The 16,102-nt window shown below is 43.3% G+C and carries 12 protein-coding genes; 4 read left to right on the top strand and 8 right to left on the bottom strand.

Going from position 1 to position 16,102, the window contains the following annotated elements; translation table 11 throughout:
• Positions 1–287: 287 nt before the first annotated feature.
• A complete protein-coding gene (locus tag BV375_RS14985; RefSeq protein WP_086761790.1) occupies positions 288–509 on the top strand; it encodes a hypothetical protein in 222 nt (73 codons plus the stop codon).
• 80 nt (positions 510–589) lie between these two features.
• Here BV375_RS14985 and BV375_RS36000 read toward each other — a convergent pair whose 3' ends face one another.
• The 3 genes from BV375_RS36000 to BV375_RS14975 form a co-directional block, all read right to left on the bottom strand.
• Positions 590–760, bottom strand: a complete 171-nt coding sequence (locus BV375_RS36000) for a ssl1498 family light-harvesting-like protein (protein ID WP_143842093.1) — start codon at positions 758–760, stop codon at positions 590–592.
• A gap of 171 nt (positions 761–931) precedes the next feature.
• Positions 932–2,905, bottom strand: a complete 1,974-nt coding sequence (gene thiO, locus BV375_RS14980; protein WP_086761788.1) for a glycine oxidase ThiO — start codon at positions 2,903–2,905, stop codon at positions 932–934.
• 118 nt (positions 2,906–3,023) lie between these two features.
• Positions 3,024–3,389: a hypothetical protein gene (locus BV375_RS14975; RefSeq protein ID WP_086761786.1), complete on the bottom strand. Its 366-nt coding sequence runs from the start codon at positions 3,387–3,389 to the stop codon at positions 3,024–3,026.
• Positions 3,390–3,875: 486 nt separating this feature from the next.
• Between BV375_RS14975 and cimA the strand changes: the two genes are divergently transcribed.
• Positions 3,876–5,573: a citramalate synthase gene (gene cimA / locus BV375_RS14970; RefSeq protein WP_086761784.1), complete on the top strand. Its 1,698-nt coding sequence runs from the start codon at positions 3,876–3,878 to the stop codon at positions 5,571–5,573.
• Positions 5,574–5,713: 140 nt separating this feature from the next.
• Here the strand turns inward: cimA and BV375_RS14965 are convergent, their stop codons facing one another.
• Positions 5,714–5,947, bottom strand: a complete 234-nt coding sequence (locus tag BV375_RS14965) for a hypothetical protein (RefSeq protein ID WP_086761782.1) — start codon at positions 5,945–5,947, stop codon at positions 5,714–5,716.
• 161 nt (positions 5,948–6,108) lie between these two features.
• Here BV375_RS14965 and BV375_RS14960 point away from each other — a divergent pair, with 161 nt between their 5' ends.
• The gene (locus tag BV375_RS14960) at positions 6,109–8,229 is read left to right on the top strand and encodes a flavin-dependent dehydrogenase (RefSeq protein WP_086761780.1); all 2,121 of its coding nucleotides are present in this window, start codon (positions 6,109–6,111) and stop codon (positions 8,227–8,229) included.
• A 57-nt stretch (positions 8,230–8,286) separates the two neighbouring features.
• Here the strand turns inward: BV375_RS14960 and BV375_RS14955 are convergent, their stop codons facing one another.
• The 4 genes from BV375_RS14955 to BV375_RS14940 form a co-directional block, all read right to left on the bottom strand.
• The gene (locus tag BV375_RS14955; RefSeq protein ID WP_086761778.1) at positions 8,287–9,885 is read right to left on the bottom strand and encodes a hypothetical protein; all 1,599 of its coding nucleotides are present in this window, start codon (positions 9,883–9,885) and stop codon (positions 8,287–8,289) included.
• Positions 9,886–10,353: 468 nt separating this feature from the next.
• Complete coding sequence (locus BV375_RS14950) at positions 10,354–11,850, bottom strand: Ig-like domain-containing protein (RefSeq protein ID WP_086761776.1); 1,497 nt, start codon at positions 11,848–11,850, stop codon at positions 10,354–10,356.
• A gap of 124 nt (positions 11,851–11,974) precedes the next feature.
• Positions 11,975–12,748: a TIGR03943 family protein gene (locus BV375_RS14945; RefSeq protein WP_086761823.1), complete on the bottom strand. Its 774-nt coding sequence runs from the start codon at positions 12,746–12,748 to the stop codon at positions 11,975–11,977.
• Between the two features lie 69 nt (positions 12,749–12,817).
• Positions 12,818–13,873 carry a permease gene (locus BV375_RS14940; protein WP_086761774.1) on the bottom strand — a complete coding sequence of 352 codons (1,056 nt, stop codon included), beginning with the start codon at positions 13,871–13,873 and terminating at the stop codon, positions 12,818–12,820.
• 571 nt (positions 13,874–14,444) lie between these two features.
• Between BV375_RS14940 and BV375_RS14935 the strand changes: the two genes are divergently transcribed.
• A complete protein-coding gene (locus BV375_RS14935) occupies positions 14,445–15,803 on the top strand; it encodes an ATP-binding protein (RefSeq protein ID WP_086761772.1) in 1,359 nt (452 codons plus the stop codon).
• Positions 15,804–16,102: the final 299 nt, after the last annotated feature.

The following is a 16,102-nucleotide window of genomic DNA, read 5'->3' as shown; positions in this document are numbered from 1 at the left end:
CCTCCTGCCGACCCTTGCGTTGAAGAGACTTCCTGCGCAGAGGGTTGAATAATCAGTGATTAGCCGAGCTTGATATAACTTCTAAGAAGCTACACTTGATGTGTCTGTGGGAGTTTCAGCTTGCCAACACAGCAACAGCTAGTAACCGCGGCATTCCTGTGTCAGTTACTTTCTAATTTGTACCAACCAATCCCAATACGGTTCAGTTAAGGCTCAAAGTCACGTAAATTAAACATTGTTCCCAAGAAAGGAAATTCAATATTGTGCATCTGAGGGATTTCTCGTTGATGTCTCCTGAGATACGAAGTGGTGATGTGCTTAAAGCAATCGAGATGGCGATTCCAGCAACAGCAATCGAAGAAGCGATCGCTAATACCCAAACTGAAGAGGAGCGCAAGCGATGCCTTCGGCTACCGAGAAATCATACCAATATCCGCCAACTAAGTTTTTCTGAATTTAATTTGCTTCGGACTTGTGAAATCCTGTACTTATTCCTCTTGCTTGCATAAAAAATCAGGCTCCTAGCAAATGGAAACCTGAAATCTCAGAAAAATTAAATTTGTATTAAAAACTTTCCGTTCAACTGCGGTTACGAAACAGAGAAGGCAACGAAAATCAAGCCGCCAACCAAGACTGTAGCGGCGATTCCCACAAAAAGATAGGTTCGCTTTTGCCCTGCATTAGGAGGTTCTGCTGCATAAATCTTAGGTTCGCGAGCAAAATTATTGAGAAGACCGCCTTCTTCAGTTGTATAGGGCATGAACTAATTCCTTATTCTTATCGTTTTATTAATTGTTACATAAACTTTATATTACACTTTCACGAAAAGTAAAAAATCTTTACATCCTTAAAAAAGGAACAAAGAACGGGCAACAGGCAAGAGTAAAAGTCAAGAGTCAAGGGTAAGATTTCCATGACTAATGACAAATGACTATTTAGTAATAGTGCCTGTGATTGGTGAACTAGCACTGGCGTAGTCTTTGATGGGCATTCTCCCAGCCAAGTAAGCCAGACGACCGGCAACTGTAGCTAAATTCATCGCCCGTGCCATTGCCGCTGGATTTTTTGCTAGCGCGATCGCACTATTAATTAATAAAGCATCTGCTCCTAATTCCATCGCCTGCGCTGCTTCTGATGGCGAACCAATGCCAGCGTCTACTACCACTGGTATGCCAGCGTTTTCAATAATGATTTGGATGTTAGCGGTTGTCTTCAATCCTTGTCCCGAACCAATAGGCGATGCTAAAGGCATGACTGTGGCACAACCGACTTCTTCTAAACGCTTAGCTAACATCGGATCAGCGTTGATGTAGGGTAATACAGCAAAACCTTCTTTTACCAATTGTTCTGCTGCTTCTAGTGTCCCAATGGGGTCTGGTAGCAAATATTTAGGATCGGGGATGACTTCTAGCTTGACAAAATTATTATCTTCCTGTCCCAATAGTTTCGCCATTTCTCGCCCTAAACGAGCCACTCGAATTGCATCTTCTGCGGTTTGACAACCTGCGGTATTCGGTAACATCCAAATTTTCTGCCAATTCAGTGCTTCAGCTAAACCTTCGTGTCCCGCAGCTTTGGTTTGTACCCGCCGCACTGCTACGGTAACGATTTGGCACTCACTTGTGGCAATACTTTGCTGCATTTCTTCAATGCTGCGATATTTACCAGTACCAGTCATTAAGCGAGATTGGAAGGTTTTGCCAGCGATAGTCAGTACTGAGTCTTGAGTGCTGAGTTGTGAGTTGTCTAAAGCAACAATAGGATGATGCCCATTGGAGAAATTGGCAGAGTGAGTGAGCATGGAGGTAGATGGTTTGGTGAGGAAGCGTGAATAATGGAAATAAGATAGTAAGGGGTCTGATTTTTGTTCGGAAATCAAATCGGCAATTAATGCTGCGGTTATCGGTGCTAGCAGAATGCCATTGCGATAATGACCAACAGCCAAAGTTAAATTTGTACAGGGGCTAGTGCCTATAATTGGTAATTCATCAGGAGTAGCTGGGCGAAATCCCCACCAAAATTCTTCTATGGCATAATCTTGCAATTGCGGATAGAGGCGGATAGCTTTTTGCAGTAGGCTTTGAATACCTGCGGGGGTGTTGTGAGGAGTAAAACCAACATCTTCGCTAGTCGCACCAATGATAATCGAGCGATTTCTTCTAGGGACAATGTAAATCTCTTCCCCATACAAAACTCTTGTTAGAGGCAATTCTGGCATGAATTCCGGCACCCGCACCCGCAGCATTTGCCCTTTTCGCGGATGCACCGGGAGCGGTAATAATTCGTTTGACCAAGCACCTGTGGCTAAAACATAATGAGCGGCGCGAATAATTCCGACGTTGGTTTGCACGCCCAGCACTTTGCCTTGTTGTTGTAAAAATGCTTCAACGCTGACGCCATCTTTGAGTTCCACACCAAGGGACTCAGCCGCCGTCCACAGAACACGTGCTAAAGCGCGATTATCGACTTGTGCGTCTTCAGGATACCACCAGCCCCCAACTACTTCGGCTGATAAACCTGGCTGATATTGCTCAATGGACGTTTTATCTAACCAATAAGCAGGTGATTCACGAGCAGATGGTAACAAAGCTGCATTTTTCTGGTCTTGCTGCTCGAAAACAGCTGCTAAGATGCCACAAGGCCAGTAATGTGTGGGTAAACCAGCAAGTTCTTCAAGTTTGCGCGTCCAGTCTGGATATAAAGCACGCGATCGCCAGCATAAAGCATACATGGCTTCATCTGCGATCTTTTCCGCATCTGGTGCTAACATTCCAGCCGCCGCATGGCTAGCCGCGGCGTTAAAATCACGGCAAAGCACGGTGACATTTGCCCCGCGCAGTTTCAGTTCTACGGCGATCGCCAAGCCAATAACGCCGCCGCCAGTAATTAAAATGTCACTAGTCATTAGTCATTAGTCATACATTATTAGCTATTTATCATTAGTACATAACTAACAACTCATAACTAATAACTCATCACTCATAACTTATAACTTATAACTCGCAACCAATGACTAGCAACCTCTACCACAAGGCACGAATGGGTTGAGAGTTTTGATTGTCATCACTAGATTGGGTATCACTAGATTGGGTGTCTGTAGATTGAGTATCTGTGGTGTTTGTGTCTGAAGAGTTTTCTGTATCTGATGTTGAGTCATTAGTCGAGGTATTATTTTGGGCAACGCTGCGCCTGCTTTCAGTTGTCGAATCGTTATTCCTGCCAGCAGCTGTACTATTAACATTAATATTAGCCGGGAGAACTTTTGAGGTTCTACCACCGGGAGGAACGCTGGCGCTTTGTACGCCCATAGGAAAGTTGATGCCTAGCAATGTACCCAGCAATATCGCCAAGCCTCCAGCCATTAGAATTAGCGGTGTCCATCTACCCATTTTTTTGCTCCTTATTAACCTTACTCTTGTCCACTTTTTTGAGAAATTATCAAAATCTGTCAAATTTTGTTTCTCTGATATTGATTGCCATAAAACCTCAGTCAGTACGTCAGGCTAAACGCAGGTCTGTTGTAGGAGAATGGGAGGAAGCGAACGCTGCGTTTAATTACGCCGATTCGCTGCTGATACTTCGCCTTCTACCTTAACTGTACAGTTACCACATCGCCAACCCAGCGATAGTTTATTACCTTAACACCGCTATTTTAGAGGTCAATACTATTTTGCAGCAAAGTTCTTTCTTAGTTGGCTCCGCAATGGACACTATTTTGCCTTAGTCTTTGGGTAACACAACCTGCTGTGTTGATCGCATACACTCATTAGATTTGCTCTTTAGCTAGCAGCTTGGACATTGTTGAATTAGCAAACTGGCTTTTTGTTGTATGTTGACAACATAGCCTTGAAAGTTGTCTCGCAAGTTCTAGCCTTATGACCACAAATCCCTCACCTGAACTTTGGCTCTATGACACTACGCTACGGGATGGTACTCAGCGCGAAGGACTATCGGTGTCTATAGAAGATAAGTTACGCATTGCCAAGAGACTCGATCAATTAGGAATTCCCTTCATTGAAGGTGGTTGGCCTGGTGCTAATCCGAAGGATGTACAATTTTTCTGGCAATTACAGGAAGATCCGCTTAAACAAGCAGAAATTGTGGCTTTTTGCTCAACACGACGCCCTAACACCACCGCAGCATCTGAACCGATGCTGCAAGCTATTCTAGCGGCGGGTACACGCTGGGTAACAGTTTTTGGCAAGTCTTGGGATTTACACGTTACCACAGGTCTGAAAACGACTCTAGACGAGAATTTAGCCATGATCCGCGATACGATTGAGTATCTTTGTGCCCAAGGGCGGCGCGTGATCTACGATGCAGAACATTGGTTTGATGGCTACAAGCACAATCAGAATTATGCTTTACAGACATTAGAGGCTGCGATCGCATCTGGTGCAGAATGGCTAGTGCTCTGTGATACCAATGGCGGCGCTTTACCCCATGAAGTTAGCCAAATTGTGGAAGCTGTCAATAGTCATTTGTCATTTGTCCTTTGTCAAAAATCAATGACGAATGACAGAGGACAAATGACAATTCCCCAAATTGGCATTCACACTCATAATGACTCAGATATGGCAGTTGCCAATGCCTTAGCTGCTGTGATGGCTGGGGCGAAGATGGTACAAGGTACAATCAACGGTTACGGTGAACGTTGTGGTAATGCTAACCTCTGTTCGTTAATTCCCAATTTACAATTGAAGTTGGGTTATAGCTGTATCGGTGAAGACGAGCTTGCGCAACTTACAGAAGCTAGTCACTTTGTCAGCGAAGTAGTAAATCTGGCTCCTGATGAACACGCACCTTTTGTCGGGAGGTCAGCATTTGCGCACAAAGGTGGTATTCATGTATCCGCAGTCGAACGCAATCCTCTGACTTACGAACACATTCAGCCAGAACAAGTAGGAAACCGTCGCCGTATTGTAATTTCTGAACAGTCTGGACTCAGTAATGTCTTAGCGAAAGCCCGGACTTTTGGTATTGAATTAGATCAGCATCAATCAGAAGCACGGCAAATTCTGCAACGGATGAAAGACTTGGAGAGTGAAGGATATCAATTTGAAGCCGCTGAGGCTAGTTTTGCACTTTTGATGTACGAAGCTTTAGGGGAGCGTCAGCAGTTTTTTGAAATTAAAGGTTTCCAAGTCCACTGCGATTTGATTGAAGGCAAACAAACAAGCAGTGCTCTAGCGACAATTAAAGTAGCTGTCAATGGTCAGAATATTTTGGAGGCTGCGGAAGGTAATGGCCCTGTAGCGGCTTTGGATGCTGCTTTACGCAAGGCTTTGTTAAATTTCTACCCCCAAATCGCAGCTTTTGAGTTGACAGATTATAAAGTCCGTATTCTTAATGGACACACAGGTACAGCAGCGAAAACCCGGGCATTAGTAGAATCGGGTAACGGTCATCAACGTTGGACTACTGTAGGAGTTTCGACAAATATTTTGGAAGCTTCCTATCAAGCTGTGGTAGAAGGATTGGAGTATGGTTTGTTGCTACACTCCCAAAAGGAAGCTGTATTTCTATCTACCCAGAAGTCGAAAGCTGAGAACACAAGAATTTCTGAATCTTAAATTCTACATCTCGAAAAAGGTGCTAACTGCCCAGAAACATTTCAATTAACAACAACCTCATTGCCAATCTCAAACTTTGCTTCATTGTCCTTCCCACACCAAAAAGATAAATGGCAATCTGGGCAAACACCAAGCAGTTTTTACGAGAAACTTTCCCAGGCTTGAGCAACCAATTTGCTAAGCCAGCGCCGTTGCTGTTTATCGAGCATGGGATCGTCGGCTAGCACTTGCGCGGTTAGCTCTTCCAAGGATTGACCCTGCGATCGCACAATTTTAATAACTCCAGCGATCGCAGATGCAACTAGTTCTTCATCAACTGGTCTGTGTTGCAGAGCAACAATGTCTTGGGGGCTGTCTGGGATGGGATAATTCATGGCGTGGGTTTACAGAAATTCAGAATGAACAATATGTTTGATAAATTATTAAAATTTCTTCACCAAATCTTTATGCAACTGATAGGGCGGAGTTTAGCGTATTTCATGCCTTCTTGAAATCTGTCTTAGTGAGTAGATTTAGCGGAGATGTCAGAAACATAATGAAAGAAATACTTTATTTAGAAATTCCGACTCCAGACACGGCTGTTGTTTGCAGTTGGTTGCAAACAGATTTTCAACCAGGAATTGGTGAAAAAATAATCACTCCAGACGGATTTCGCCTCAGAGTAACTGCTGAAACTACAACTGCTGGGTTGGCTATTTCCGAAAATTTACCGAGGGAACTTTCTATATTTGTCTGGTCGGTGCAGCGAACTACTTATTTAAAAGTGTTCCGTTGGGCAGAGCAGCCCTTTCCCCAAGAAAGACAAATCTTACACCGCCTGATTGTTGATATCAGAAGCCGCTTTCCTCATAACTACCCTGAACCCCCAGCAATTGATTTATCCCAACAATCAATATTTGCCGCCCTAGCACCCTATTACCCCCTGACAGTTAAATATTTTCAGAAAATGCCCAATGGGGAATACGACTTGAAACGTGCCTATTGGTGGGAGCAACGATGGCGTGAGGGTGTACGCAATCCGCAGCAGCCTCGTCAGGTCGTTTTCTCAAATAGCAGGGGAGCAGTGGAGCAGGGGAGCAGGGGAGATTCTTCCTTATCCCCTACATACGACATCATCTACATTGGCGGCGCGTTAGGTGCCATCCATGCGGCAGTGATGGCAAAATTAGGATATAAAGTTCTATTGGTAGAACGAATGCCCTTTGGGCGGATGAACCGGGAATGGAATATTTCTCGCGATGAACTGCAAAGTTTAGTTAATTTAGGTTTGGTGACTAATAGCGAACTAGAAACCGTCGTTGCTCGCGAGTATAAAGACGGGTTTAATAAATTTTTTGATGCTAATAATCCAGCTAAATTGCGATCGCCTATTTTGCATACTCCTACAGTGCTAAATATCGCCCTCGACTCCGATAAATGGCTGCAAATGTGCGGTCAAAAAGTGCGCGCAACAGGCGGTGAAATCTGGGAGCAAACAGAGTTTTTGCGTGCAGATATTGACAAATCTCAAGTTGTAATTACAGTCAAGCATTTACCCAGTCAAGAAGAGAAGCAAGTAAGTGGACGACTGCTAATAGATGCGATGGGTACAGCCTCCCCAATTGCTTGGCAATTAAATGGTGGTCGGGCTTTTGACAGCGTATGTCCCACAGTGGGGGCAGTAATTGAAAAAGGATTTGAGCCACAAGTTTGGGATTCGCAGTATGGAGACGTTCTCTACAGCCACGGAGATATTTCTCGCGGGAGACAATTAATTTGGGAATTGTTTCCGGGAATCGGAGAAGAATTAACAATTTATTTGTTTCATTACCACGAAGTCCATCCGCAAAATCCTGGTTCTTTGTTAGAGATGTACGAGGACTTTTTCACGATTTTGCCAGAGTATCGGCGGTGCGATGTCGATAAACTGGTATGGAAAAAACCGACCTTCGGCTATATACCAGGGCATTTTAGTGTAGGAAGTAGCGATCGCACAGTTGCTTTTGACCGCTTAATTGCGATTGGTGACGCCGCATCACTCCAGTCTCCCCTTGTCTTTACTGGCTTTGGTTCCCTAGTACGCAATTTAGAACGCCTAACAAAACTTTTAGATACCGCCCTTAAGCATAACTTGCTGAGTTTCCGTCACTTAAATAAAATCCGCGCCTACCAAAGTAACGTTTCTGTAACTTGGCTCTTTTCCAAAGGCATGATGGTGCCAACAGGTAAATTCTTACCACCTCAAAGAATCAACTCTATGCTCAATACCTTCTTTGGGCTATTGGCAGATGAACCCCCAGAGGTAGCAGATAATTTTATTAAGGATCGGTGCGATTGGTTAACCTTTAACCGCCTAGCAATCAAAGCAGCACGTAAAAACCCTGCCCTGCTATTGTGGATCTGGCAGCTTGCCGGACCAAGGGATTTAGTCAGGTGGCTGGGCAATTATTTTAACTTTAGTCGTCATGCCCTCGTCAGTGCTTTGCTGAGTGGGTGGTTTCCCCGGTTTCTAAACCAGATAGGTGCTTCGCTGGAACCCCGCTATCCGTCACTGTGGTTGCAGCTATTAGCTATCAACTACGCTATCACCACGGGTAAACCGCGATCGCCCAATCAGCTAGTAAAAGTCAATCAAGAAGACACAGTTCAAAAATCAGAAGCGAGAATTCTCAATTAGTCATTTGTCATTGGTCATTAGTCATTGGACTCTTGACCAATAACCTTTGCCTATTGCCTACTGATTTTTCTGACGAAAATTTGGTAACTCCACAGATGCTAAAGACTTACGCCCCTTGGGTGGACGTTGGGGATAAACTACTGGTGAAGGTGATTTATTGTCAGTATTAGAGTCATCAGATAACTCTTGTTCTACATCTGCCAAAGGCAAATCAACCTGACTCAATTGCGAAATTTCGGACCAATAGTCTTCATTTTCTACTGTTACAGTTGTTTGAGCGATCGGTGAAGTTGGGGACGCTGATGATTTGTTAGCTGATGAAGCGTTATTTACTACCCAACTGATAGAGGAATTGATTTCGTCTGCATACTGCGTTTGTGCTACAGCGTTAGGTTCTTCATCATCTACAACGGTTGTTGCCGAAGTTTCCCAAATAGATATCTCATTATCAGCTTGATTGTTATCTATATCTGGGTCAATAGCAGATAGTGAAGATGAAGATGCTGGCTGAGAGGCAAAAAACATTTGGATAAGGTTATCGATTTGCTCATCAATGTTTGATGACCCTAAAGGTGAAACTACTTCTGCCTGAGTGGGAGAATCGTCAATAATGTGGGATGACTCTAAAAGCGGAGTAGCTTCTGGTGAAGTATCGGGTTGTGCTGGTATTGACTTGTCTTCTCGGCCTGGCCAATCCCAAGGAGAGGATGGAGTAGTAGGAGGTTCACTTTTATGATGTGGAGGTGTTGTGGAAGAATCTTTCCAGGATGAATCTAAATTATCAGTTAAAGATTCTGGTTCTGCTGACCAAGGTTTAATTGGCTGCGCATTAGGAAACAAAGACCGCGCTTTTTTGGAGAATCTTGATTGCCTAGTATTTTTATCGCGGGGATGACTTGCAGTATCTTCTAGGGAATCGTCACCACAGACAGGTGTTTCCAAACACTTTTCCAAAGCTGCTTTAAATTGTAGTGTCTGGCGTTGTTGCCGCATTAACCTAGTACGCAACTCTCGACAGGAAGTTTCTGACTGCAATAGCTGTTGAGACTGTTCACCATAGTTAGTTTGCAGCAGCGAACATTCCCTCTCTAATTGCGCAAGACGTTGTTGGCTAATTTGTAACTGTGCTTTATAAGTTTCAATGAAAATTTCTTGGCGCTGAACGTTTTGTACAGCAGTTTCTAATTGTTGAAATAAAGATTTTATTTGTTCTTGAGCTGCGGTTAGTTCCTGAGTTTGTTGGTTGAGCATTGACTCAGTGACGCTAGCGCGTTTTTTCTGCCACTGCACAGCCTTTTCTGAGCCAGCTAAGTCATCTTTGAGTTTTTCTACCTGTTCATACAAGCTATTGTTAGCTGAACGCAATTCTTCATTCAATGTCAGCAGTTTCTGAAATTCAGAATCTATCAAGGCTTGTTTTTTAATGTCAGGTTCAGCAACCCAGTCTTGCTTAGTTGCATCTACTGGGATATCCGGAGCTTGAGTTTCACGCTGTTCGTGTTTTGCTGGCTGAAGAATTGGCAATTTCTGAATTGCCATATTGTTATGAGGCACAACAGCATAAAACGGACAATTCGCCTGCTCTTGTTGTGGCGAATTAGCAGAATTTAAGGATTCACTAAAAGCCCCATTTTTTGAGGGTTCAGCTTCATTCATCACTCTTGACCCACCTGCTTAAAATTGTTCAGCAGTGCTGGCATTAGCATTGCTTATCGATTGTGTCCGAATCGGCATTGACGCAAGTAGCTGGGGGAAACCTGAGAAGTCCCTGGCTGTAGCCGTGGGGAGAGTTACTCTAGAAGCCAAGTGTAGCTGCTCCTCCAGCATGAGTAATTAATCATTGATTTCAGTGTTCCCCATTTTGCATCTAGAACTGATGACGTTATAACACTACAAGGTTCTATGCCGCCAACACAAGGATGACGGGAAACCCAGTTCAGATACTGATTACAGGTGCTATCCTGCTTGATTTTAATCAATAGTTATTTAGTAATAACTGACTTGCACGAATTCATGCACTAGGGAAGTCTTAGCACTGTATCTAATTTAGCAAACAGCCTGCCCTCAGCTGCAAATAATCTGAGAAATTGGGGAAGCGGTGCAGGAAGGTGAGAATTTGAATTGTTAGGGCAGCCAATGAGGAGCAAATCCGTCTAGAGGAAGCTTCTCTGGCTTAATTTCGGCAGTAGTAGTGTCAGCGATAGGCATTAGAGGCATTAACCACAGGCTACTAGTAGCGATCGCTTCTCCATCATCAGTTTTTAAAGGACTGTTCGATACTGGTGCAGTCGGTGGCTGGGCTACTACTTGGTCAAATAATAAGCCTAAACCATCTGGCGACAGACTCATTTGCACATTCCGTTGTGCGATGGGCAGCACCAACAGTGGTTTCTGTTGTGCAGTTTTCAGATCGATTGCTACTAAATAAGGCTGTTCTATGTATTGTTCCTTAGAGACTAACTGTGTTAGCAAGCAGTAAAGGGTAGGAGAGGACGGATCGAATTGGCAATTGAGAATTTCGCCTGTGGTTTTTAACAAGGGTTTTTGAATCCCTTGGTTAGTCACTAAAAATAAATCTCGCGTGTAATCTGTATTAAACTTGACCATCGCCGCTTGCGACCCATCTTTAGAGAAAGCCTGGACTAACCCAAACTGCGGCAAAAAGTCCAAAGGTTTGCTAGCATCGCCCACAAGCGGTAAAATTGCTGCTCCCTGTCCTTGGGCAACTGCTACGGCTTTACTATCAGGTGTAATCATAAAATCCCCCCCGGGTTGACTTTTCAGGGGTTTAGCGGTGGGTTTTTCTGTTGATTTATCGCTAGCCGTAGACATCACCCACAGCCCAAACTCCCCAGGATTAGATTTATTTCCTCGCTGGATGACAATTGTTTGCCCATCTGGGGATAAGTCAAATTTGAGGTTTTGGTATTCTTTACTATCTAAAATTAGGTCAACTCTACCTGGTGCTTGTGCTTGTTGACCAGCTTTGCTAGAAATTCCTGTTGTGGTTGTGTATAACTGAGCCGAAAGTAAGTCTTGGTTTTTACTAGTGCGAGCCGAAAATAAAATTTTCTCTCCATCTGGAAATGGCTCAAAGTCCATAACTATCAAATCTTTGGGGGTAAGTACCTTTTTTTGCTCTTGAGTTAAGTTGTAGAGAATTAACTGCCCCTGTTCTTCGGGATTAACTCCTATATAAAGAATGGCGCGATCGCGCGTGCGAAAGTTACCTGTAAAAGGCTGAACTCCTCTATTTTTGCCTTCTTTCTGAGCAAATTGGTCTTTCGCTCCCTGTAACTGGACTTTATAATTCGTGCCGTAGGGTGCAGGTGTCAAAAGTGTATAAACCATCCGCCGCCCTGCCCAACTCATTTTCCCAGCTAGAGGCGGCTCAATTTTCAAGTTATCCTCTACACTTTTGGTGTCCATTGGGCGGCTAAAGGTCAGGGTGAAGGATACATCTTCTGACCCAATTTGCTGGTTTTGCCAGGTGAAGTCTCGCACCCTTGGCTTTACTGCATCACCTTGCCAGATCACCAACCCAATCAGCAAACTCAGCAGCAGCATCAATGCGATCGCCACGCGATCAAGTGGTTGGATAAATGCTTTTGATTTAGTCATTTGTGATTTGTCATTTGTCAGTGGTGAGCCAGTGCGGTCTTGGGGGTTTCCCCCACGAGCAACTGCGTTCCCCGAAGGGGTTCTCGAAGAGTACCCGAAGCGTCATTTGTTATTGGACTCTTGACTAATAAACATAAGGATTTTTGGGTTGGGGAATCTTCTTCAGGGAATTAGCGGCGATGGTGAGTTGGCGTTTGCCTGAGAGAGTTTCTGTGATCATTTGTCCTTCTACTTCCAACCAGGTATCAGCTGGGTACTGATTGCTGGTGTCTGTAAGTTTTACGGGTAATCCTGCGGGATAGGCATCTGCGGCGCAGCAAGTGATGACAAACCTGGCCAAGAACAAATATTCTTTTCCTAGTTCTGGTGGGTGAATCACAAATCCCTGTACCTTGACTTTTTGCCCAGTATATGCATCTGGCTCTGGATAAACGTTGAGCGTGCGTACCCAATCTACGAGCGATCGCTCCTCTGGGCGAATGGTAGCTCGAAATGCTTGAGGTTGGGCGCGTGTTGCAGCCACTAACTCAGTTACACCGCGATCTAGGGCGGTTTGGCTGGCAAAGACACGGGGTGTGATTGTTAATCCTAAAATCGCTGCGGTTAACAGCAAAGCACTACCCCAACCAGGCGGAAATAAAGTTAAATGCTGGGGGTTAGGTGCATCATTTTGGGGTCGTCGTTGCCAAAGTTGCCCAGCTTTGAAAAAACCGACAATTAATAAACCAATAGCACCCAAAATTGCTAACCAAAAATAATCGGGGTGAATCAATAAGTTCAGTTTGCCACTCACCCAGTATTTTAAGATTAAAACTCCCCAAGCGATAATTGCCCAGACATCCAGCCAAGGCATTAACAGATTTCGGAGTTTGGATTTTGGATTTGGGTTGGAATTCATGGGTAAAGAGTCATTTGTCATGGGACTCTTGCCTATAGCCTCTTGATTTTGGACTTTTTAAGAATTGATTTACAGAACGTGCAAATTCAAGAATAAGGTGAACAGAAATGTTAGTAAACCTGCTAATGCAAATAGATAAAATAAAGCCTTAGCTTTGAAAATTGATAACATCAAACCAATACCTTTGATGTCAATCATTGGGCCAAAAACCAGAAAAGCTAACAGGGAACCACTAGTAAAGGTGGAGGCGAAAGAAAGGGCAAAGAATGAATCGACTGTAGAACAAATTGACACTGCTGCTGCTAATATCAGCATGGCTACAATTGAACTAATCGGGCCAGCACCCAGACTGAGAATCATTTCCCTTGGAGCTAGCACTTGAATTGTAGCCGCGATCGCACTTCCGAGAACCATGACTCCGCCTAATTCCCGTAGTTCTTGGACGATATTATCTACTACTAAACGCAGTTTATCTGAGAGGGGTTTATTACCAGGTAATGATGGGCTGTTTCCTGGCATTAAATTACTGTCTATTCGCGTAGTTAAGCTAGCTTTTCCTCCTAGTAAATAAGTTCCAGATTTCAACAAAGTAGAACCTGTTGTATCCTGTTGGGTTTGATAACGTCGCCTACGGCGAGTTGGTTCAGGCTGTGCTGGGGGATTAAACTTGAGGTAACGTGCGATTGCTGGTTGGACAATGGGACTCAAGTCTTTTTGAAAACTGAAAACATAACCAACAATTGTCGCAATTAGTAAAGAAAATACGACGCGTAACACCACTATTTCTGGCTGATCTCGAAACGCCGTCCAAGTTGCCCAAATCACAACAGGGTTAATTGTTGGCGCTGCTAGCAAAAAACCAATTGCTACTGGTGTGGGTACTCCCTGCATCAGCAAGCGCCGCGCCACCGGCACATTACCGCACTCACACACCGGAAACAAGAAGCCGATTGTGCTCCCAAATAAGGCTCCTAGTAGTGGATTTTTGGGCATTTTTTCTACCAGTTTGCGCTCATCTACAAAAAACAGCAGCACACTGGAGAATAAAACTCCCAGAAGCAAAAAAGGCATCGCCTCGACTAGCAGACTCAAAAATAGGGTGAAACCATTGTTCAGTTGATTCATGGGTGTCGCAGTCAAAAGCGGTTTGGAGTTTTAAGATTATGCCTAGTCATTCTATCGAAATGGGGATCAAAAGTAGATGGGGACAATTTAAGCTCATTTAAGCTAAAAGTTGATCTGGGGTTTATACTAACGCTTCAGCACTACAAAGCCATAGCTACTCATAGTTAATTATGTTGACTTGGGTGGATTTACTGACAGTTATCATTCTTAAGAATATATGTCTTGATATATGGTTCCAATTATCTAGGGTAATCACCTACTGTACTATATTTAATTCCCTATGTTTATACTTACTGCAATTTTGCTAGTTAGTGTGTTGGCTGCCACGCATTTTTATAAAGGTTTTACAGTTTTTAAATATTTGGGGAGCAATGTTATTAGCTTAATCTGCGAATTTTTTTAATTTTTGGCAACATTTCATACTAAAGTCAACTGCAAGACAAAGATTTAACATCATACGTTCCGTAGGGCTGAGTTAGCGTAGTTCAATCTAGGTATTGAACAAAGACAGGCAGAGGCTAAAATGTTAGCTTATTGATTGCTAGTTTTTATACAAAGTTAAGAGTCTCCAGTGCCACAAGATTTCAGTTCCCAAATATCACCACCATTTTTATCTCAGGGTAGCGATCGCGATCTCGGTTTAGAGTCAACTCTCCAGGAACTGTCAATGTACAACTTCCAAGTGGAACTTAGCTGTACTGCTATAGAAGTTGCACGAATTTTTGAAAAATACCCTTTGCTACCAGGCGCAATCTTACGAGAACAGGGAAAGTTCATCGGCATGATTTCGCGGCGACGACTGCTAGAATTTTGGATTCGTCCCTACGGAAAAGAGTTGTTTTTCCGGGAACCATTAGGTATGCTCTACAGCTATGCACGCACATCGATTTTGCAGCTTCCGGATACAACACCAGTTTTGACAGCGATGCAACTTACCTTGAGGCGATCGCCTGAACTTGTAGCAGAGCCGATTGTGGTACAAACTGCACCTGATACTTATAAGGTGTTAGATATATACGAACTGAATCTTGCTTCTTGGCAAATTCGCGGCATAGAAACTCAAGTACGCTATGAACGTAGCCAAACCCAAATGATTCAAAATGATAAAATGGCGAGTTTGGGACGTTTAGTAGATGGGGTAGCACACGAAATTTTAGACCCCGTGAGTTTTATTTGGGGTAACTTAACTTATATCTCTAACTATAGCCAGGACTTGCTCAAACTTATAGCAGCTTATGACCAAGAGTCATCTGGTGCTTCTCATTACATTAATAATCTTAAAGAAGAGATTGAATTTGATTTTTTAGAAGAAGATTTGTCAAAAGCACTAGCTAGTATCCGCACTGGCGCAGAAAGATTAAAAAAACTCGTTACTAGTTTACAAAACTTCTGCCATATCGATGACGTTTATCCCAAACCTGGAGATTTACACGCCTGTCTAGATAGTATCGTTTTATTAATTAATAGCCGGATTCAAGGAGAAATTGAAATAGTTAAAAATTATACTCATTTGCCACCAGTCTATTGTTTTATGGGGCAATTGAGCCAAGTATTGATGAATATTTTTAGTGAATCAATAGATAGCTTGTTAAATGAAATCGTGCGGCATCAGTTTCATCCAGAAACTACAAATAGTATTGACAAACCGCGAATTGAAATTACTACAAAAATTATTTCCCAGGAAGCAACTAAACCAGGCGCGCCAGATTCTCGCTGGATTTCTATTTGCATTGCAGACAATGGCCCTGGAATGTCTCAGCAGTTACACCAGCAAATTATTGAATCTTTCTCGATGGAGAAAAGGGCTGATAAAACTACTAGTTTAGCTGTGAGTTATCGAATTATTACTGCCAAACATGGAGGGAAATTAAATTTGCGATCGCAACTTGGTCAGGGTACGGAATTTGAAATTTTATTACCTTTGTTGTGACGAATATTGGGAGCATCCCGTTTTGGCAAATTTCTCTCAGACTAAAAGTCACCAGATCACAAACAAAGTCCGCCTATGTGGACTCCTTGAAACCCGCATAGGCTGGTTTAAGTAAGTCGGTGTAAATAATCATTACTAGCTTGTAGTTGCGCTTTAGCGCTAAAGCGCAACTACGAGCCAAATACAGAGATTTACTTTTCGTTACATAGTTCTGTTTTTTCTCACCGACTTACTTAGTTTATACCCCTCTTCTGTCACTTTCCGGGTATTCTGAATAAAAGAATCAAAAGAAAAAACTC

Source organism: Nostoc sp. 106C (genome assembly GCF_002154725.1).
Classification (GTDB): domain Bacteria; phylum Cyanobacteriota; class Cyanobacteriia; order Cyanobacteriales; family Nostocaceae; genus Aulosira.
This window is presented reverse-complemented; position numbering and strand designations above follow the sequence as displayed.